Source organism: Lentzea terrae, from assembly GCF_003265345.1.
GTDB lineage: Bacteria > Actinomycetota > Actinomycetes > Mycobacteriales > Pseudonocardiaceae > Lentzea > Lentzea terrae.
The window spans coordinates 1-16,827 of sequence record NZ_QFWW01000029.1; the positions used below are offsets into that span (position 1 = coordinate 1).

General features: G+C 68.3%; 10 protein-coding genes and 1 pseudogene. 6 read left to right on the forward strand and 5 right to left on the reverse strand.

Annotated elements, in window-relative coordinates:
* Positions 1-1,576 (forward strand): bifunctional 3-(3-hydroxy-phenyl)propionate/3-hydroxycinnamic acid hydroxylase MhpA (mhpA, locus tag DI276_RS34845; RefSeq protein WP_112271523.1); only part of this gene is annotated, 1,576 nt, incomplete at its 5' end.
* Here mhpA and DI276_RS34850 read toward each other — a convergent pair.
* Positions 1,542-2,516, reverse strand: coding sequence for a zinc-binding dehydrogenase (locus DI276_RS34850; protein WP_112272359.1), 975 nt, complete (start codon positions 2,514-2,516; stop codon positions 1,542-1,544). The genes mhpA and DI276_RS34850 overlap by 35 nt on opposite strands.
* Positions 2,517-2,578: 62 nt before the next feature.
* Positions 2,579-5,323, reverse strand: coding sequence for a helix-turn-helix transcriptional regulator (locus DI276_RS34855; RefSeq protein ID WP_112271525.1), 2,745 nt, complete (start codon positions 5,321-5,323; stop codon positions 2,579-2,581).
* Positions 5,324-5,538: 215 nt separating this feature from the next.
* On the opposite strand from DI276_RS34855, the gene DI276_RS34860 reads away from it, so the two are divergent.
* From DI276_RS34860 to DI276_RS34875, 4 genes are read left to right on the forward strand one after another with little or no spacing between them, the layout of a single operon-like run.
* Complete coding sequence (locus tag DI276_RS34860) at positions 5,539-6,912, forward strand: glycosyltransferase (RefSeq protein WP_112271527.1); 1,374 nt, start codon at positions 5,539-5,541, stop codon at positions 6,910-6,912.
* Between the two features lie 7 nt (positions 6,913-6,919).
* Positions 6,920-7,975 carry a DegT/DnrJ/EryC1/StrS family aminotransferase gene (locus DI276_RS34865; RefSeq protein ID WP_112272361.1) on the forward strand — a complete coding sequence of 352 codons (1,056 nt, stop codon included), beginning with the start codon at positions 6,920-6,922 and terminating at the stop codon, positions 7,973-7,975.
* 1 nt (position 7,976) lies between these two features.
* Positions 7,977-9,158, forward strand: coding sequence for a cytochrome P450 (locus tag DI276_RS34870; RefSeq protein WP_112271529.1), 1,182 nt, complete (start codon positions 7,977-7,979; stop codon positions 9,156-9,158).
* A 22-nt stretch (positions 9,159-9,180) separates the two neighbouring features.
* The gene (locus DI276_RS34875) at positions 9,181-9,375 is read left to right on the forward strand and encodes a ferredoxin (RefSeq protein WP_112271531.1); all 195 of its coding nucleotides are present in this window, start codon (positions 9,181-9,183) and stop codon (positions 9,373-9,375) included.
* Here the strand turns inward: DI276_RS34875 and DI276_RS34880 are convergent.
* Positions 9,372-10,076: a LysR family substrate-binding domain-containing protein gene (locus DI276_RS34880; protein WP_112271533.1), complete on the reverse strand. Its 705-nt coding sequence runs from the start codon at positions 10,074-10,076 to the stop codon at positions 9,372-9,374. The genes DI276_RS34875 and DI276_RS34880 overlap by 4 nt on opposite strands.
* Positions 10,077-10,132: 56 nt before the next feature.
* Between DI276_RS34880 and DI276_RS34885 the strand changes: the two genes are divergently transcribed.
* Positions 10,133-10,495 carry a DUF5997 family protein gene (locus DI276_RS34885; RefSeq protein ID WP_198681138.1) on the forward strand — a complete coding sequence of 121 codons (363 nt, stop codon included), beginning with the start codon at positions 10,133-10,135 and terminating at the stop codon, positions 10,493-10,495.
* Here the strand turns inward: DI276_RS34885 and DI276_RS34890 are convergent, their stop codons facing one another.
* Both DI276_RS34890 and DI276_RS34895 read right to left on the reverse strand, forming a co-directional pair.
* Positions 10,496-11,680, reverse strand: a complete 1,185-nt coding sequence (locus DI276_RS34890; RefSeq protein ID WP_112271537.1) for a cytochrome P450 — start codon at positions 11,678-11,680, stop codon at positions 10,496-10,498. It lies immediately after the preceding gene.
* A pseudogene (locus DI276_RS34895) lies at positions 11,677-16,827 on the reverse strand (SDR family NAD(P)-dependent oxidoreductase); the annotation flags it as partial. The gene DI276_RS34890 and the pseudogene DI276_RS34895, both read right to left, overlap by 4 nt.

Here is a 16,827-nt window from a genome sequence, read left to right on the forward strand (position 1 = left end):
CGCAGCCGACACCACCGCTGATGTGGCGGTGGTCGGCTGCGGCCCGGTCGGCCTCGTTCTGTCCATCCTCCTCGCGCACAAGGGATGGCGGGTCGTCATCCTGGAGAAGTACCGGGGCCAGTACCCGTTCCCGCGCGTCGTGGCGTTCGACGGCGAGACCGCGCGCTCGTTCGCCTCGGCCGGCATCGGCGCGGACCTGATGGAGCTCGGGGAACCCCTGGGGCAGTACATGTTCCAGAACGCCGAGGGCCGCGAGCTGTTCTCGTTCGAGGCACCGTACGAGCCGGGCCGCGACGGCTGGCCGATCGCGACCGTGATGCACCAGCCGACGTTCGAGCGGGCGTTGCGCGAGCACGTGCTGACGTTGCCGAACATCACGACCCTGTTCGGGCACAAGGTGGAGGCGATCGCCGACCACGGTTCGCACGTGTCGATCACCGCGCCGGGGCCTGACCACGACGGTGAGGTCACGGCGTCCTGGGTCATCGGCTGCGACGGCGCGAACAGCTTCGTGCGCGACGTCATGGGCACGAAGATGATCGACCTGAACTTCAAGCACGACTGGCTGCTGGTCGACGTGGTCTTCCACGAGAAACGCGCGTTCCGGCCCAACGACGTGCAGGTGTGCGACCCGGCCAGGCCGACCACGATCGTCGCGTCCGGCCGCGGGCACCGGCGCTGGGAGTTCATGCGCCTGCCGGGCGAGTCGATCGAAGAGCTGTCCACTGTGGAACGCATGTGGGAGCTGCTGAAGCCCTACGACGTGACGCCGGACAACGCCGACCTGACCCGCAACATCGTCTACACCTTCCAGGCCGCGATGGCGGACAAGTGGCGCGACGGCCGTCTGCTGCTGGCCGGCGATTCCGCGCACCTGATGCCGCCCTTCGCCGGGCAGGGCATGTGTTCCGGCATCCGGGACGCGGCGAACCTGGCCTGGAAGCTCGACCTCGTGCTGCGGGACATCGTGTCCGACGAGCTGCTGGACGCGTACCCGGCCGAACGCGCGTTGCAGGTGCGGCACACGATCGAGATGTCCATCGAGGTGGGCAAGATCGTGTCCGAGCTCGACCCCGTCGCGGCGGCACGCCGGGACGCGTTCCTGATCGCCATGCAGGCCAAGCCGGAGGGGGTCGACCTCGCCCCGTCCGCCTACGCGCTGGAGGCCGGCATCGTGCGCCGGACGCCGGAGATCTCCTTGCCGGACGGGGAACTGTCGCCACAGGGTGTGGTGGCACGCGGAACGCAACGCGACCGGTTCGACGAGGTCGTCGGACGTGGCTGGCAACTGATCACCACACTGGACCCGTACGAGGCGCTGGGCGAGGACGAGCTCGAGTTCCTGAAGACGCTCGGCGCCCAGCTCGTGCGCGTGATGCCGGCGGGGATTCCACCGAAAATCGCTCGCGCGCACGAGGTCGTGGACGTCGAACGGCTCTACCTGCCCTGGCTCGCGGGACACCGGAAGGTCGCGGCCCTGGTGCGCCCGGACTACTACGTGTTCGGGTTCGCGAAGGACCGCGCCGACCTTCCGGAACTGGTCAAGGAGCTGAAGAACCAGCTCCCGCTGCGGTGATGAGCAGCGACTTCCCCAGTGTGGTGCGGGCTTCGAGTGATCTGTGCGCCTCGGACGCCCGCTCCAACGGGTAGGTCGCGCCGATGACCGGACGGATCCGACCCTGCGCGGTGAGCGTGAGCGCCTCGGCGAGCAGCTCGTTCGCGGTCGCGGTGTCGGGTGGCCCGTCCCCCAACGCGTTCGTCACCTGCACCTGCCGCCGTGCCGCCAGTTCCGGATCGATGTCGGCAAAACCGTCCGACGTGCCGTAGGTGACGAAGCGGCCGCCTTCGGCGACGGTCTCGAACGCGGCCCTGCCGAGCGCGCCGCCCGCGCCGTCGAACGCCAGGCCGACGCGGGGAACGCTCTGTTGCCAGCCGTCGACCGAGTAGTCGACGACCACCTCCGCACCCAGTTCGCGGGCCAGCGCGAGCTTGCGTTCACCACGAGCCGCGGCGACAACCCGGGCGCCGGCGTCGCGCGCCAGTTGCACCAGCAGCGAACCCGCTCCACCCGTGGCGGCCGCGATCAGCACCCACTCGTCTTTCCGGATGTCCGCGCGGCGAACGAGGCTCAACGCGGTGACGCCGTCGTTCACCAGTGCCGCCGCCTCGGCCGAGCTGAGACCGTCCGGCACCGCGACGATCTCCTCGGCGGAGTAGACGATCCGTTCCGCGTAGCCCTCGTCCCCGCGAGCGACGACGCGGCGACCGAGCCAGGCCGGATCGACGTCCGCGCCGACCGAGAGCACCTGTCCCGCTCCGCCCACACCAGGTACGTACGGCGGGTGACGCGGAAAGAACTCCTGGCCCCAGCCGCCGCGCAGCAACGTGTCCAGGAAGATCACGTCGGCGGCGTCCATCCCGACGACGACCTGGCCTGCTGCGGCGACCGGTTCGGGAACCTCCTCCGCGACCAGCACCTCAGGCCCACCGAACTCATGCACACGAACCGCTCGCACAACGACCTCCACCTCGATCAACTCTGTCGTGACCCAAGGTAGAAGCTCAAGCTAAGTGGAGATCAAGCCGTGCTGGGCAGGTACGAGTGCAGATCGGCCGGCAGGTCCTTGCGGTACTTGACGTTCAGCTTCCGGTAGACGCGAGTGAGGTGCTGCTCGATCGTCGACGGCGTGATGTACAGCTTCGACGCGATCTCCCGGTTCGTGTACCCGACGGCGGCCAACGCGGCCACCCGCCGTTCGGCATCGGTCAACGTGGCGATCGGATCCACCGGCTTCTCCTCCGCCGGCGGGTCCTCGGCGTCCGCCTTCCCGCGCGAAGGCAACAACTCCTCGCACAGCTCGGCCGCGTCGCACACGTTCGCCACGTGCCAAGCCCGCCGGGCCACGGTCCACGCCCGCCGGTGTTCACGCAAAGCCTGATGTGCCTTGGACAGGTCGGCCAGCGCACGGGCCAGCTCGTACTGGTCCCCGTACTCCTCCAGCACCACCACGGCGTCCTGCAGCAGTTGTGGCCGGTTGTGCGGCTGGTTCGTCGCGGCCAGCAACCGCAACGCCACTCCGCGGGTGCGCGACCCCTCCGGACCCAGCCGTGCCAGCTGTTCGTTGATCAACCGCTTCGCCTCGTCCCGGTTCGCGCCGTGCAGCAACCAGGCCTCGGCAGCTGAAGTCCGCCACGGCACCACGCCCGGCTGATCCACACCCCAGGACGTCATCAGCTCGCCGCAAGAAAGAAAGTCCGCGAGCGCCGCGTAGTGCCGTGACGTGGCCAAATAGTGATGGCCGCGTGCGTACAGGTAGTGCAACCCGTACCGCGACTGGAACATCGCCTCCGGCACCGGTTGTTCCAGGAACGACGCCGCTTCCTCGTGCCGTCCCATCTTGGTGGCGGCGTTGATCAGGATGCCGAGCGGCATTCCCAGCGCCACACCCCACCCGCCCGCGGGCATGAAGTCGAGCGCGTTCTGCGCGTGCTCAAAAGAACTGGTCAGATCGCCGCGCCGCAACGACACCTCGGCCCGCACGCACGAGAAGAACGCCCGCGCCACCACGAGGTTCTTGACCCGCGTCTCCTCCAGCAGCCGGTCGCACCACTGCGCCGCCACGTCCAGCCGGTCCGCGTACACCAGCGCCTGCAACGCGAGCATCGCCGACTCCGGCCCCCACGAGCCGCTGTCCGACGGCCGCGCCGCCTGCAGCACGTGCTCGGCGTCCGTGGCGGAGGCGTCGTTGGCCCCGTACGTCAGCACGTTCGCCAAGGCGGTGACGGCCTTGATCATCGGGCCGGACGTGAGGCTCACCGTGCGGGTCTTCACGGGTTCCGCCTGGGGACGCCGGGCCAGCGTCGGGTGCGAGCACGCCAGCCAGAGTTCCATCGCCCGCAGGCCGTTGCTCGACGTCGCCGCGCGCCGGACCCGGTCCAGCGCCTCGGTGGCCTCGTCGACCTGGCAGTTCCACAGCATCGGCTGCACCAGGGAGTTGACGTCGCGGTCCGAGAGCTGCCCGGCCCGCATGGCCGGCACCACCGTGCCCAGCCTGCGCCCGGCCGCGGACGGGTTGACCCGCCACTCCACCCGCACGAGCTTCGCCGCGATCGCCGCCCGTCCGTGCACCTCGACACAAGCCCGATGGGCCAGCTCGAGATACCGCAACGCCGTGTCGATCTGCTCGTCGCGCAACGCGTGTTCGGCGGCCTCCTCGAAAACCGGCACCATCCACGGGTTCTCCGAGTGGTCGGCCATCACCAGGTACGGCGCGACCTCGGTGGCCGGCGCACCTTCGTCGTGCAGCAGCAAAGCCGCCCCGAGATACATTTCTTTGCGGTCCTGAGCGGACAGATCGTCCAACACGGCGCCGCGAGCGGCTGGGTCGCGAAACCAGCCGTCAGACAGCAAACCGGCCTCGTTCATCACGTCCAAAGCGGACGCGACGGTCTCGGTGTCGACACGAGCCAGCCGCCCCAACCATTCCCGCGTCGCGTTCTCGCCCGTCACCGCCAACGCCCGCGCCACCGGCAGCACGTGGTGATCAGACCGGTGCAGGCAGCTGACCAGCGCCCGCCGGTAGCTCGGGCCGATCACCAGGCCGCCGTCGTCGCGTGGCTTGCACAGTCGTTGGTCGTCGAGCAACGACCGGACCAGCAACGGGTTGCCGCCGGAGAGCAGCATCGCGTCCTCGGCGTGCAGGGGCAGGTCGAACAGGTCGTCGACAGAACCCAGTGGTGTCAGGGAGATGTCGCGGCAGTGCGGGTGCCGCAACAGTTCGGTGTGCAGTGGCGTGTGCGCGGCCCGTGGCGAGGCGGTCTCGCTCAACATCAGCAGCACCTTGACCTGGCCAAGCCGCCGGATCAGGTAGAGCAGCCAGTGCATCGACGACGAGTCAGCGTGCTGCACGTCGTCGATGCCGATCACCAGCGGCGTCTCGGCCGTCAGGTCCAGCAACGCGATGCACAGGGCGTGCAGTTGCCGTGCGGACGGCCCGTCGGCGGACCTGGCTGCGGCGTCGAGCAGTTCGCCGACCTCGGCCGGAGCGTCCAGCGGGTGGAAGATCTGGCCCACCACCCCGAACGGCAGGTCGCGTTCGAACGCCGAGCAGGTGGCCTTCACGAAGTTGACGCCCGAGGTCTCGCCGAACGCGTGCATCAGCTCGGTCTTCCCGCTCGCCACCGGGCCGGTGAGCAGCGCGACCCGTCCGGATCCTGACAGGGAGTCCGTCAGCAGTGTCTCCAAGCTGGCCCACTGGTCGTCGCGTTCGATCAGACCTGCGAGTCGTGCCTTGGTGACGCTGTTGTCGGACGTCCTGGTCATGATGGTGTACCTCTCGCCACGACGAGTCGGCACCGAGCGTCGCAGCCGGACACATCCTCATGAAATCGATACGAACCAGTTCTAGGTGTTCTCCTGGACCTGGCGTGCGTTCCAACACTAGGGCTTCTTCTGGAGAACACTGTCACCCCGGGACACGCCCCGCGGCCGTCGGGCAGGCTCGCCGGCATTAGGTGTCAGCCCGGAGGGTGAAGTCCATGAGCCAGCGGCCGATCCTGTTCGTCAGCCTGCCGGAGAGCGGCCTGCTGAACCCGATGCTCGTGCTAGCGGAGGAACTGTCGCGCCGCGGTGTCGAAAACCTGTGGTTCGCCACCGACGACAAGGGCCGCGAGGAGGTCGAGGCAGCGGCGGTCGGCTCGCCGATCGAGTTCCGCTCGCTGGGCGGCGTGATCCCGGAGATGTCGTCGGTGACCTGGCCGGACGACGTCTACGCGAAGGTGACGCAGCGGTCGAGGTTCAAGGCGCGCAAGGCCGTCATCGAGCAGACCCATCGGCCGGAGCTGCGGATCCCCAAGTACCGCGAGCTGGCTGAGCTCGTCGACGAGATCCAGCCGGCGCTGATGGTCGTCGAGTCGATGTGCATGTTCGGCTACGAGGTCGCGATCACCAAGGGCGTTCCGTACGTGCTCAGCAACCCGTTCGTGCCGTCGAACCTCGTGACGTCCGCGGTGCCGATCGGCCCTTCGTACACGCCGAAGGACTTCCCGCGCCCGCACACCGGCCTGCCCGCGGACATGACCTGGCAGCAACGCTGGGCCAACAAGCTCTTCGGCCTGCGCACGCTCGCGACGGCGTTCTCCAAGGAGAACAAGGAACGCAACGCCGAGAACGCGCGCGTGGTCGCCGAGCTCGGCATCGCTCCCGAAGCGCTCGGCCAGTTCGCGCGGGTGGAGAAGTCCGAGCTGGTGCTGTGCTACTCGATCCCGGAGATGGACTACCCGTTCGACATTCCGGAGAAGATCCGCACGGTCGGCGCGCTGGTGCCGCCACTCCCCCAGGCCGAACGCGGTGAGCTCGGCGACTGGCTGGATGCGCAGAAGTCCGTGGTGTACATGGGTTTCGGCACGATCACGCGACTGACGCGAGATCAGGTCGAGGCGTTCGTCCAGGTCGCCCACAGCCTCGACGGCAAGCATTCGATCCTGTGGAAGCTGCCGCGCGACCAGCAGAAGTTCCTGCCCGCCAAGCTGCCCGGCAACCTGCGCATCGAGACGTGGGTGCCGTCGCAGCTGGACGTGCTGGCGCACCCCAACGTCAAGCTGTTCTTCACACACGCGGGCGGAAACGCTTACACCGAAAGCATCTACTTCGGCAAGCCGATGGTGTCGCGGCCGCTCTGGGTCGACTGCTACGACCAGGCGGTGCGCGCCGAAAGCTTCGGGGTGGGGCTGACGCTGGACAAGCCGCACAACGTCGACCCGCGTGACGTCGTGGACAAGCTCACCCGCGTCCTGGACGACCCCTCGTTCCGCGAGAACGCCGAACGCCTCGCCGCGCTGCAGCACGCCGCCGGTGGCCGCAAGACGGCCGCCGACCTGGTTCTTTCCCTTCCCGCGCTCGCCTCGAAGTGAGATGACGATGAGCTACCGCTACCCCGTTTCGATGCCTTCCTTGCGCGGCAACGAGCTCGAGTACACGACAAAGGCCGTGACGGACGGCTGGATCTCCTCGCAGGGCCCGTACGTGCCGCAGTTCGAGGAGGCTTTCGCCGCCTACAACGGTGTCCAGCACGGCGTCGCCTGCTCGTCCGGCACGACCGCGTTGACGCTGGCGTTGCGCGCACTGGGCGTCGGCCCCGGTGACGAGGTGATCGTCCCCGAGTTCACCATGATCGCGTCGGCGTGGGCCGTGACCTACACCGGTGCGACGCCGGTGTTCGTGGACTGCGCGGACGACCTCGACATCGACGTCACGAAGATCGAGGAGAAGATCACCCCGCGCACGAAGGTGATCATGCCGGTGCACGTCTACGGCCGGCAGTGCGACATGGAGCCGATCCTCGAACTGGCCTACGAGTACAACCTGCGGGTCGTCGAGGACTCCGCGGAGGCGCACGGCGTCAAGCCGACCGGTGACATCGCGGCGTTCTCGCTGTTCGCCAACAAGATCATCACCTCAGGTGAGGGCGGCATCTGCCTCACCAACGACCCGCACTTGGCGCGGCAGATGGCACACCTGCGCGGCATGGCGTTCACCCGCGACCACAGCTTCCTGCACAAGAAGCTCGCCTACAACTTCCGGATGACCAATCTGCAGGCGGCGGTCGCGCTCGCGCAGACCGAACGCCTCGACGAGATCATCGCAACGCGCGCGCAGATCGAGAAGCGGTACGACGAGGGCCTTCGCGGCATCGAAGGCGTCACGCTCATGCCGCCACGCGACGTGTTGTGGATGTACGACCTGCGCGCCGAGCGTCGCGAGGAGCTCACGAGGTTCCTCGCGGAGAAGGGGATCGAGACCCGCCTCTTCTTCAAGCCGATGAGCAGGCAGCCCGGCTATCTCGACCCGGTGTGGCCGTCGCTGAACGCGAACCGGTTCGCCGAGGACGGGTTGTACCTCCCCACCCACGCCGAGCTGACCGAAGACAACCAGGACTACATCGTGGGGCAAGTCCGCCAGTTCTACGAGGTATGACATGACCAGTACTGACGCCGCCGCCGACCTAGTCCCCTTCATGATGCGCCGCCCCGGCGCACCGTTTCCCCCGCCCGAGTACGAGGACTTCCGCACGAAGCCCGGCCTGGTGAAGGCCGCGCTGCCGTCAGGAGAAACGGTCTGGCTGGTCACCAGGCACGAGGAGGTGCGCGAGGTGCTCACCGACCCGCGCATCAGCTCCAACCCGAACCACGAAGGCTTTCCGAGGCCGTCGCGCACCGTGGGCGCGCCGTCCGCGGACGACGTGCCCGGCTGGTTCGTGTCGCTGGACCCGCCCGACCACAACAGGTTCCGCAAGGCGCTGATCCCCGAGTTCACGGTGCGCCGCATCCGGTCACTGCGCCCGGCGGTCGAGGAAATCGTCGACCGTGCGATCGACCAGATGCAGGCGAACGGCAACACCGCCGAACTCGTCGAGGACTTCTCGCTGACCGTGCCGTCGCTCGTGATCTCCTCCCTGCTGGGAGTGCCCAAAGTGGACCGCGACTTCTTCGAGGAGAAGACGAAGGTCCTGGTAACTCTGACGTCGACCGACGAGGAACGGGACAAGGCGTCGGAACATCTGCTCCGCTACATCAACCGGCTGATCACGATCAAGTCCAAGCGCCCCGGCGACGATCTGATCAGCAGACTTCTCCAGGGCGGTCTGCTGACGCCCCAGGAGCTTTCCGGCGTCTCGATGCTGCTGCTCATCGCGGGCCACGAGACGACGGCGAACAACATCTCGCTCGGTGTCGTCACGTTGCTGCAGCAGAAGCAGTGGATCTCCGACGACCGCGCGATCGAGGAGCTGCTGCGCTACCACTCGGTGGCCGACCTGGTGGCGTTGCGGGTGGCGATCGAGGACGTGGAGATCGGCGGGCAGCTGGTCAGGGCCGGTGAGGGGATCGTGCCGCTCGTGGCCGGCGCGAACCACGATCCGGAGATGTTCGAACGGCCGCACGAGTTCGACCCGTCCCGCTCGGCAACGGGACACGTGGCGTTCGGCTACGGCGTGCACCAGTGCCTCGGCCAGAACCTGGTGCGGCTGGAGATGGACGTCGCCTACCGCTGCCTGTTCAACCGGATTCCCTCGTTGGAGGTCGCGGTGCCGCTGGAGGAACTGCGGTTCAAGTACGACGGAGTCCTCTTCGGACTCCACGCGCTACCTGTGCGCTGGTAATTGCATCGGAAAGGGTTGCGTCATGGCTCGGATCAGTGTGGACACCGGCAAGTGCATCGGCTCGGCTCAGTGCGTGCTGGCCGCGCCGGACGTGTTCGACCAGGACGACGACGGGTTCGTCACCGTGCTCGACTCCGCGCCGTCAGGTGAGGCGGAGGCGACCGCGCGCACCGCCCGTGGCATCTGCCCGGCGCAGGCGATCACCGTCCAGGACTAGCGGCCGCGGCGGGGCTTCGCGCGCTTGGCAGGCTGCTTCTGCTTGGGCGCGGGGCCTCGTCGCTGCTGCTGTTTGGGTGCGGGCTTCTTGACCGGCTCCGGCGCGGGGCCGCGGGTGCTGTTGACCGTGCGGCCGCGGACGATGCCGATCATGTGCTCGACCAGCTCGGGGTTCTCGTCGCGGATCGGGAACGCCAGCGCCACGCGTGACTGCGGCGCGTCGGTGAGCGGCACGTACTTGAGGTCCTTGCGGTGGTGCAGCCGCGCGAGCGACTGCGGCACGACCAGCAGCCCGACCCCGGCGGCCACGATCTCGACGGCGTCCGCGGTGGTCTCCGGCCTCTGGACAGGCTGCTGACCGGGCTGGGAGTCCCAGTCGAGGGTGTCGTCGAGCGGCTGCCACAGGACGTGCTCGGTCAGGTCCTCAAGGGACAGTTCGTCGGCCGCGGCGAACTCGTGGTCCTTCGGGAACACGACGACGGTGGTCTCGGTGTAGAGCGGGATCGCGTGCAGGTCCTCGCGGTCGCCGGGCAGCCTGAGCAGCGCGGCGTCGGCCTCGCCCACGCGCACCTTGGCCGCGGCTTCGGCGACGGTCACCTGTACGAGGGTCAGCTCGGTCTCCGGCAGGCGGTCCTGCCAGACCCGTGCCCACTTGCCCGGCGTCACACCTGGGACGTACGCGAGCGTGAACGATCCGGTCACGTGCTGAGGCTACCGGACGTTCCGGTTACTCTTTTCGCATGAAGTCGCAGCAGACCATGAAGCCCGCCACCGCCGCCAAGAAGCTCGGCGTGTACCTCGAGGCCACGCCCGAGGAGTTCCAGGCGGGTGTCGTGTCGCGCGACGAGCTGAACGAGCTGCAGGCCAACCCGCCGGAGTGGCTGCGTGAGCTGCGCCGCAACGGCCCGCACCCCAAGCAGCTCATCGCGCAGAAGCTGGGCATCTCGACGTCCGGTCTGGTGCGCGGCGGCATCACCGAGGCGCTGACCACCGAGCAGATCAACGCGATCAAGGACGAGAACCCGGACTGGCTGGTCCGCGAGCGCGCCACGTACAAGGAGTTCAAGGCCGAAGAGGCGCGCCTCGCGGAGAAGGCGCGCCTCGACGAGGACGAGTCCTGATCACCAGGTGACGGGGAACCTCTCCAGTCCGCCGGCGAGCCGGCCGCCGGGGTGGGACTCGAGCTCCGACTCCGGCACCGCGAGCCGCAGCGTGGGCAGGCGCTCGAACAGCGTGGTGAACGCGACGGCGAGGATGATCCGCACCAACGGGGCGCCGGTGCAGTGCCGCATGCCGTGACCGAACGTGAAGTGGTGGTTGGGCGCGCGGGTGACGTCGAACCGGTGCGGGTCGTCGAAGGCGCGCGGGTCGAAGTTGGCGAGGCTGAAGTCCAGCATCACCAGGTCGCCTTCCTTGATCGTGACGCCGCCGACCTCGATGTCCTCGCTGGCGTAGCGGGGCAGGACGGGCGAGCTGATCGTGGCGCGCATCACCTCGTCCACGGCCTGCGCCATGATCGTCGGGTCGGCCATGGCCTTCTCGCGCTGGTCGGGGTTGCGCAGGAACAGCAGCACACCGAAGTCGAGGTGGCTGGCGAGGCCCGCGAGGCCGGTGAACAGCAGCGTGACGACGTGCAGGCCGATTTCCTCGTTGGTCAGGCCCGCCTCGACGAAGCGGGAGATGACGTCGTCGCCGAGCTCTGACCGGCGACGTTCGCCGATCTCGGCGGCGAACCCGAAGAGCGGGTCCATGCCGGCCTCCGCGCTCTGCTGGTCGGACGCGCCGACCGTGTCCATCATCTCCAGCAGCTTCGCCCGGTCTTCTTCCGGAATGCCGACCATGTCGCACAGCGCCTGCTGCGAGTAGTCCATCGAGTACGTGTCGTGCAGGTCGACGGGCTTGCCCGCGGCGATGATGGCGTCCAGCTTGGCGTTCGCGATGTTCTCGACGCGTTCCTTGCGTTCGATGACGCGCCGGGCGGCGAAGCTCTTGGTGTACAGGACGCGCTTCTTCTCGTGGCGCTCCTTCTCCACCTCGATGTCGTCGCTGGTGACGAGCATGTCGAGCATGGGGTTGCGCATGAACCGCGGCGCGCTCGCCGGATCTTTGTGGCTGCGGCCGAGCTTGTTGTTCTGCAGCAGCGACTTCACCTCGGCGTGGCGGGTGACGAGCCAGCCCTCGTCGCCCGCGGGCGTCCGGATGCGGCACACCGGCGCCTGCTCCTGCAACCGCAGCCGGAGCTCGCTGAACGTCAGGATCGACGGCAGTTCGACCCCGATCAGGGGCAGTTCCTGCGATGTGGTCATCGGACGCCTTCCAGTTTCTCGATGCGGGTCACGAGCCAGTCCTCCACGACGTCGGCGACGACGCCGGCGTCCTCCTTGACCATCGCCATGTGGTCGGTGGCGACGACGCGGATCTCGTCGGTGGGCACGTCGACGTCCTGGTTCGTGGTGACGAGGTCGGTGCCCTTGACCTCGTTGGCACAGCGGATGAGCAGCTTCGGCACCGTGGTGTGCAGGCCGGTGTCGATGATCAGCGGGAACCAGTGCGCCATGGCGGACAGGCGGGTGCTGTTCATGTTCACCGCGGGCGAGTCCATGGTGTTGAAGTAGTTCGTCGTGACGGCGTCGAAGTCCATGCCCTCGCTGGAGTTGTAGTTCATGCTCAGCGTGTCGAGCATGATCACCGCTTCCGGCGTGATGCCCCAGGTCTCCTCCAGCACCGCGGCCGCGAAGTAGGCGAGGGTGCCGCCGGAGGAGTGTCCAACCAGGACGAACGGGTCGCCGTCGGTGCCGTTGAGGATGCTCTCCGCGACGAACCTGGCGGCGGCCTCGGTGGTCCTGGGCAGTGCTTCGCCGTCGCCGAAACCGATGAGCGGCAACGCAGAGACGTGGCGCTTGCCGCGGAGGTGGGCGGCGAGCCGCGCGTACATGTGCACGCCTGCTGTGGCCCCGGGGGCGCTGATGCAGACGAGCTTCGGGAGCTTGGGCCCGTCCGCGAGCGTCACGGGGGCGGGCAGGTCTTCGAGCTCGGCCGGGCTGTCGAACATGGGACGCAGGTTGGCGACGGCCTTGAGCATCCGCAGGCCTTCGACGACCTTGCCGGTGGTGACGCTCTCCATGAACAGGCCGAAGACCGTGTCGCCGGAGTTGCCGCCACCGCTGGTGTTCGGCCCGGCGATCGTGCCGAGCTCGGCGTCGACCTTTTCGGCCAGGGCGGTGGGGGTGCCGCTGTCGAACACGGCGCTGCCGGGGAGCTTGAGGTTCAGCATGTCGTTGAGCTGGTTGCGCAGCTCGACGGCGATGAGCGAGTCGAAGCCGAGTTCCAGGAAGTTCTTCTCCGCGTCTACTTTGGACACGTCGTGGTGGCCGAGCAGTGCGGCGCAGGTGCCGAGGACGAGTTCGCGGACCTGGGTGGCGCGCTCGTCCTCGTCGAGGTTGCGCAGCTTGTCGAGCACGGTGACGGCGGCGAGCTGGCTCTGCTGCGGGAGTGCCTGCTCGTCGACGATGTCGCGCAGCAGCGGGGCGACGCGCTGCTGGTTGCGGCTGACGTGCATCGGGACGACGACGGGTTTCTTCTCGGCCAGGGCGGCGTCGAACAGCGCGAGGCCCTGCTCGGCGGCCAGCGGGGGCATGCCGGAACGTTGGATGCGGTCCATGGCGGCGTCGCTGAGGCCGGCGGTCATGCCGCCGTCCTGCGCCCACGGCCCCCACGCGAGGCTGATGGTGTTGGGGCGGGTTTTCGCGAGGGCGTCGAGGTAGGCGTTGGCGGCCGCGTAGTTGCCCTGACCGGCCGCGCCCATCACGTTGGCGACCGAGCTGTAGAGGACGAGCAGCTTGAGGTCGTGCTGGGCGAGCAGGTGCGCGGCGTCGACCTTGGGTGTGAGGACGGTGGTGAGGCGTTCGGGGCTCAGCGCGTCGACGAGGACGTCGTCCAGCACGCCCGCCGTGTGGATCACCGTGGTGATGGGGCGTTCGGTGGCGGCGAACAGCGTCTGCACGTCGTTGGGGTTCGAGATGTCGGCGGCCGCGATTGTGATCTTGGCGCCCTTGTTCTCCAGTTCCTGCTTGAGGTTCTGCGCGCCGGGTGCCTCCTCGCCGCGGCGGCTGGCGAGCAGCAGGTGCTGCACGTTGTGCCGCGTGACGAGGTGCCTGGCGAGCTCGGCGCCGAGGCCGCCGGTGCCGCCGGTGATCAGGACCGTCTCGTCCTCGTCCCACTCGTGCCTGGCTTGCGCGTTCTCGGGCAGTTCCTTGAGACGGGCGGCTTTCACCTTGCCCTCGCGGACGATCACCTGCGGTTCGTCACCGTTGACGAGTTGGGTGAGCAGGGCGCCGGAGACGTCGAGGCCGTCGCTGTCGACGAGCAGGAACCTGCCGGGGTTCTCGGCCTGGGCGGTGCGGACGAGGCCCCAGACGGCTGCTGCGGCGAGGTCTTCTCCGGTTGCGGCGCCGCGGCTGACGAAGACGACGCGGGAGTTCTCGAACTGCTGGGCTTCCTGGAGGATTTCGAGGGCTCGGCGGGTGTTCGCGTGCACGCTTTCGGGGGTGTTCTCGCCTGTCACGGCCACGACGAACACGTCGGGCGTGGTGCTTTGGGCGGCTTCGGTGAGGGTTTCGCCGTAGCCGCTGACGGACTGTCCGGCCGCGTACAGGACGTGGGCGAGGTCGAACTCGTCGCCGCCGATGATGGCCCACCGCGCGCCGGTGATCGCCGGGGCGTCCACAGTGGACCTGACCCAGTCGACCTCGTAGAGCGCGGGGCGGCTGGCGTTCGGCTGGGTACCCGGCGCCATGGTGCTCTGCGGCCAGAACCGCTCGGTGTCGAACGGGTAGGTGGGCAGGTCGGTCTTCTGGCCGTGCTTCGGCCAGCTGACCTTGGTGCCGGTGGTGTAGAGCTTGGCGAGCGCGGTGATGAACGCCGTGACCTCGTCCTTGTCCTTGCGCATCGTCGGGATGGCGCGGTCGACGAGCGCGGCCAAGACGGCGCTGGGGCCGATCTCGACGAACGTGGCGTCGCCGATCTCCTGCACGTTGTCGGTGAACCTGACCGTGTCGCGGACGTGGCTGACCCAGTAGTCGTGTTGTTGAACGTTCCCGCGGGTGATCAACGGGATCGTCGGACTGTTGAACTCGATCTTGGCGATCGCCTGGCGGAAGTCGTCGAGCACGGGCTCCATCAGGGGCGAGTGGAACGCGTGGCTGACCTGGAGCTGCTTGGTCTTGCGGTCGCTGAACTGTTCGAGGATTTTCTGTGCCTCTTGTTCAACGCCGGCGATGACGACGGAGTCCTCGGCGTTGATGGCCGCCAGGGAGACGCCGCTGGTGAGGTGCGGGGTGACCTCGCCCTCGGTGGCCTGGATCGCGATCATCACGCCGCCCTGTGGCAGTTTCTGCATCAGTCGCGCGCGTTCGGTGACGAGCGTGGCGGCGTCCTCGAGGCTGAGCACGCCGGCGATGTGCGCCGCGGCGATCTCGCCAATGGAGTGGCCCGCCAGTTTGTCGGCCTTGAAGCCGTAGCTCTCCAGCAGCCGGTACAGCGCGACCTCGAACGCGAACAGCGCGGGCTGGGTGTAGCCGGTCTGGTCGAGCTTGGCCTCGTCCTCCCACATGACCTGCCGGAGGTCTGCGGGGAGGTACTTCAGCGCCTCGTCGAGGGCTGTCTTGAACTGCGAGAAGGCCTCGTACAACTCCTTGCCCATGCCTGTTCGCTGGGCTCCTTGGCCCGAGAACAGCGCGGCGACCGGCCTGCGCTGCGCCGTGCCGGTGGCGATCACCTCGCCGTCGAGCACCACCGCCCGGTGGTCGAACGTCGTCGGCCTCGTGGTGAGCAACGAGTACGCGATGTGCTGCGGCTCGCCTTCCAGCGCCTTGACCTGCTCGATGCGCGCCTTCAACGCGTTGGCCGACTTCGCCGACACGACGAACGGGTGCCTGCCCGCCACCCCCTGGAGCGAGCCCGCTGTATCGATCCCGCCTGTATCGATCCCGCTTGGGGCCCCTCCGGGGGAGACCGAGGTCCCCACTCCAATCGTCTCAGGCAGGTCTGACAGTTCTGGCGGGTTCACGTTGTGAGTGGACCGTTCAGCCGCGTCGGGGGCCTCTTGGATGATCACGTGGGCGTTGGTGCCGCTCACCCCAAAGGAGGAAATCCCGGCGCGGCGGGGTTTGCCGTCGCGCGGCCACGGAGTCGACTCGGTGAGGAGTGAGACGTTGCCCGCGGACCAGTCGACGTGGGAGGACGGCGCCGTGACGTGCAGAGTGGGCGGGAGGGTGTCGTGGCGAAGGGCTTCGACGATCTTGATCACGCCCGCGACACCGGCGGCGGCCTGGGTGTGGCCGATGTTGGACTTGATCGCGCCGAGCCGCAAGGGTGTCGCGCGGTCCTGGCCGTAAGTGGCGAGCAGGGCCTCGGCCTCGATCGGATCTCCCAGCACGGTGCCCGTTCCGTGCGCTTCGACGGCGTCCACATCGGACGCCGAGAGACCGGCGGAGGCCAGCGCGGCCTTGATCACCTCGCGCTGGGCGGGGCCGTTCGGGGCGGAGAGGCCGTTGGAGGCGCCGTCCTGGTTGATCGCGCTGCCTGCGACGACGGCGAGCACGGGGTGGCCGTTGCGCTGGGCGTCGGAGAGCTTCTCGACGAGCAGCACGCCGATGCCCTCGGACCAGCCGGTGCCGTCCGCGTCGTCCGAGAACGCTTTGCAACGGCCCGAGGTCGCGAGGCCACCCTGTCGAGTGAATCCGGCGAAGTTCGAAGAAGTCGCCATGACGGTGACGCCACCGGCCAGAGCAAGCGAGCATTCCCCGTTGCGCAGCGCCTGAGCGGCCAGGTGCAGCGCGACCAACGACGAAGAGCACGCGGTGTCGACGGTGACGGCTGGGCCCTCGAAGCCGAACGTGTAGGAGATGCGTCCGGAGATGACGCTGGCCGCGGTGCCCATGCCGGCGTGGCCCTCGACGTCCTCCTGGGAGGCGATCAGGACGTGGCCGTAGTCCTGTCCGTTGGTGCCCACAAACACACCGGTGCGGGAGCCGCGCAACGTCGTCGGGTCGATGCCCGCGCGCTCGACGGCTTCCCACGTGGTCTGGAGGAGGAGTCGTTGCTGCGGGTCCATCGCCAGGGCTTCGCGCGGCGAGATGCCGAAGAAGCCGGGATCGAAGTCGGCGGCGTCGTAGAGGAACCCGCCCTGCAGCGTCGCGCTGGTGCCGCCGGCCAGCGTGCCCAGGTCCCAGCCGCGGTCGGTCGGAAATCCGGTGATGGCGTCACGGCCGTTCGCCACCAGCTCCCACAGGTCTTCCGACGAACGGACCTCGCCGGGGAAACGGCAGGCGATGCCGACGATCGCGACCGGCTCGTGCTTGCCGGACTCGACCTCCTCCAGGCGCTGGCGGGTCTGGGCGAGATCAGCGGTGACCCACTTCAGGTACTCAACGAGCTTCTCTTCGTTCGGCAT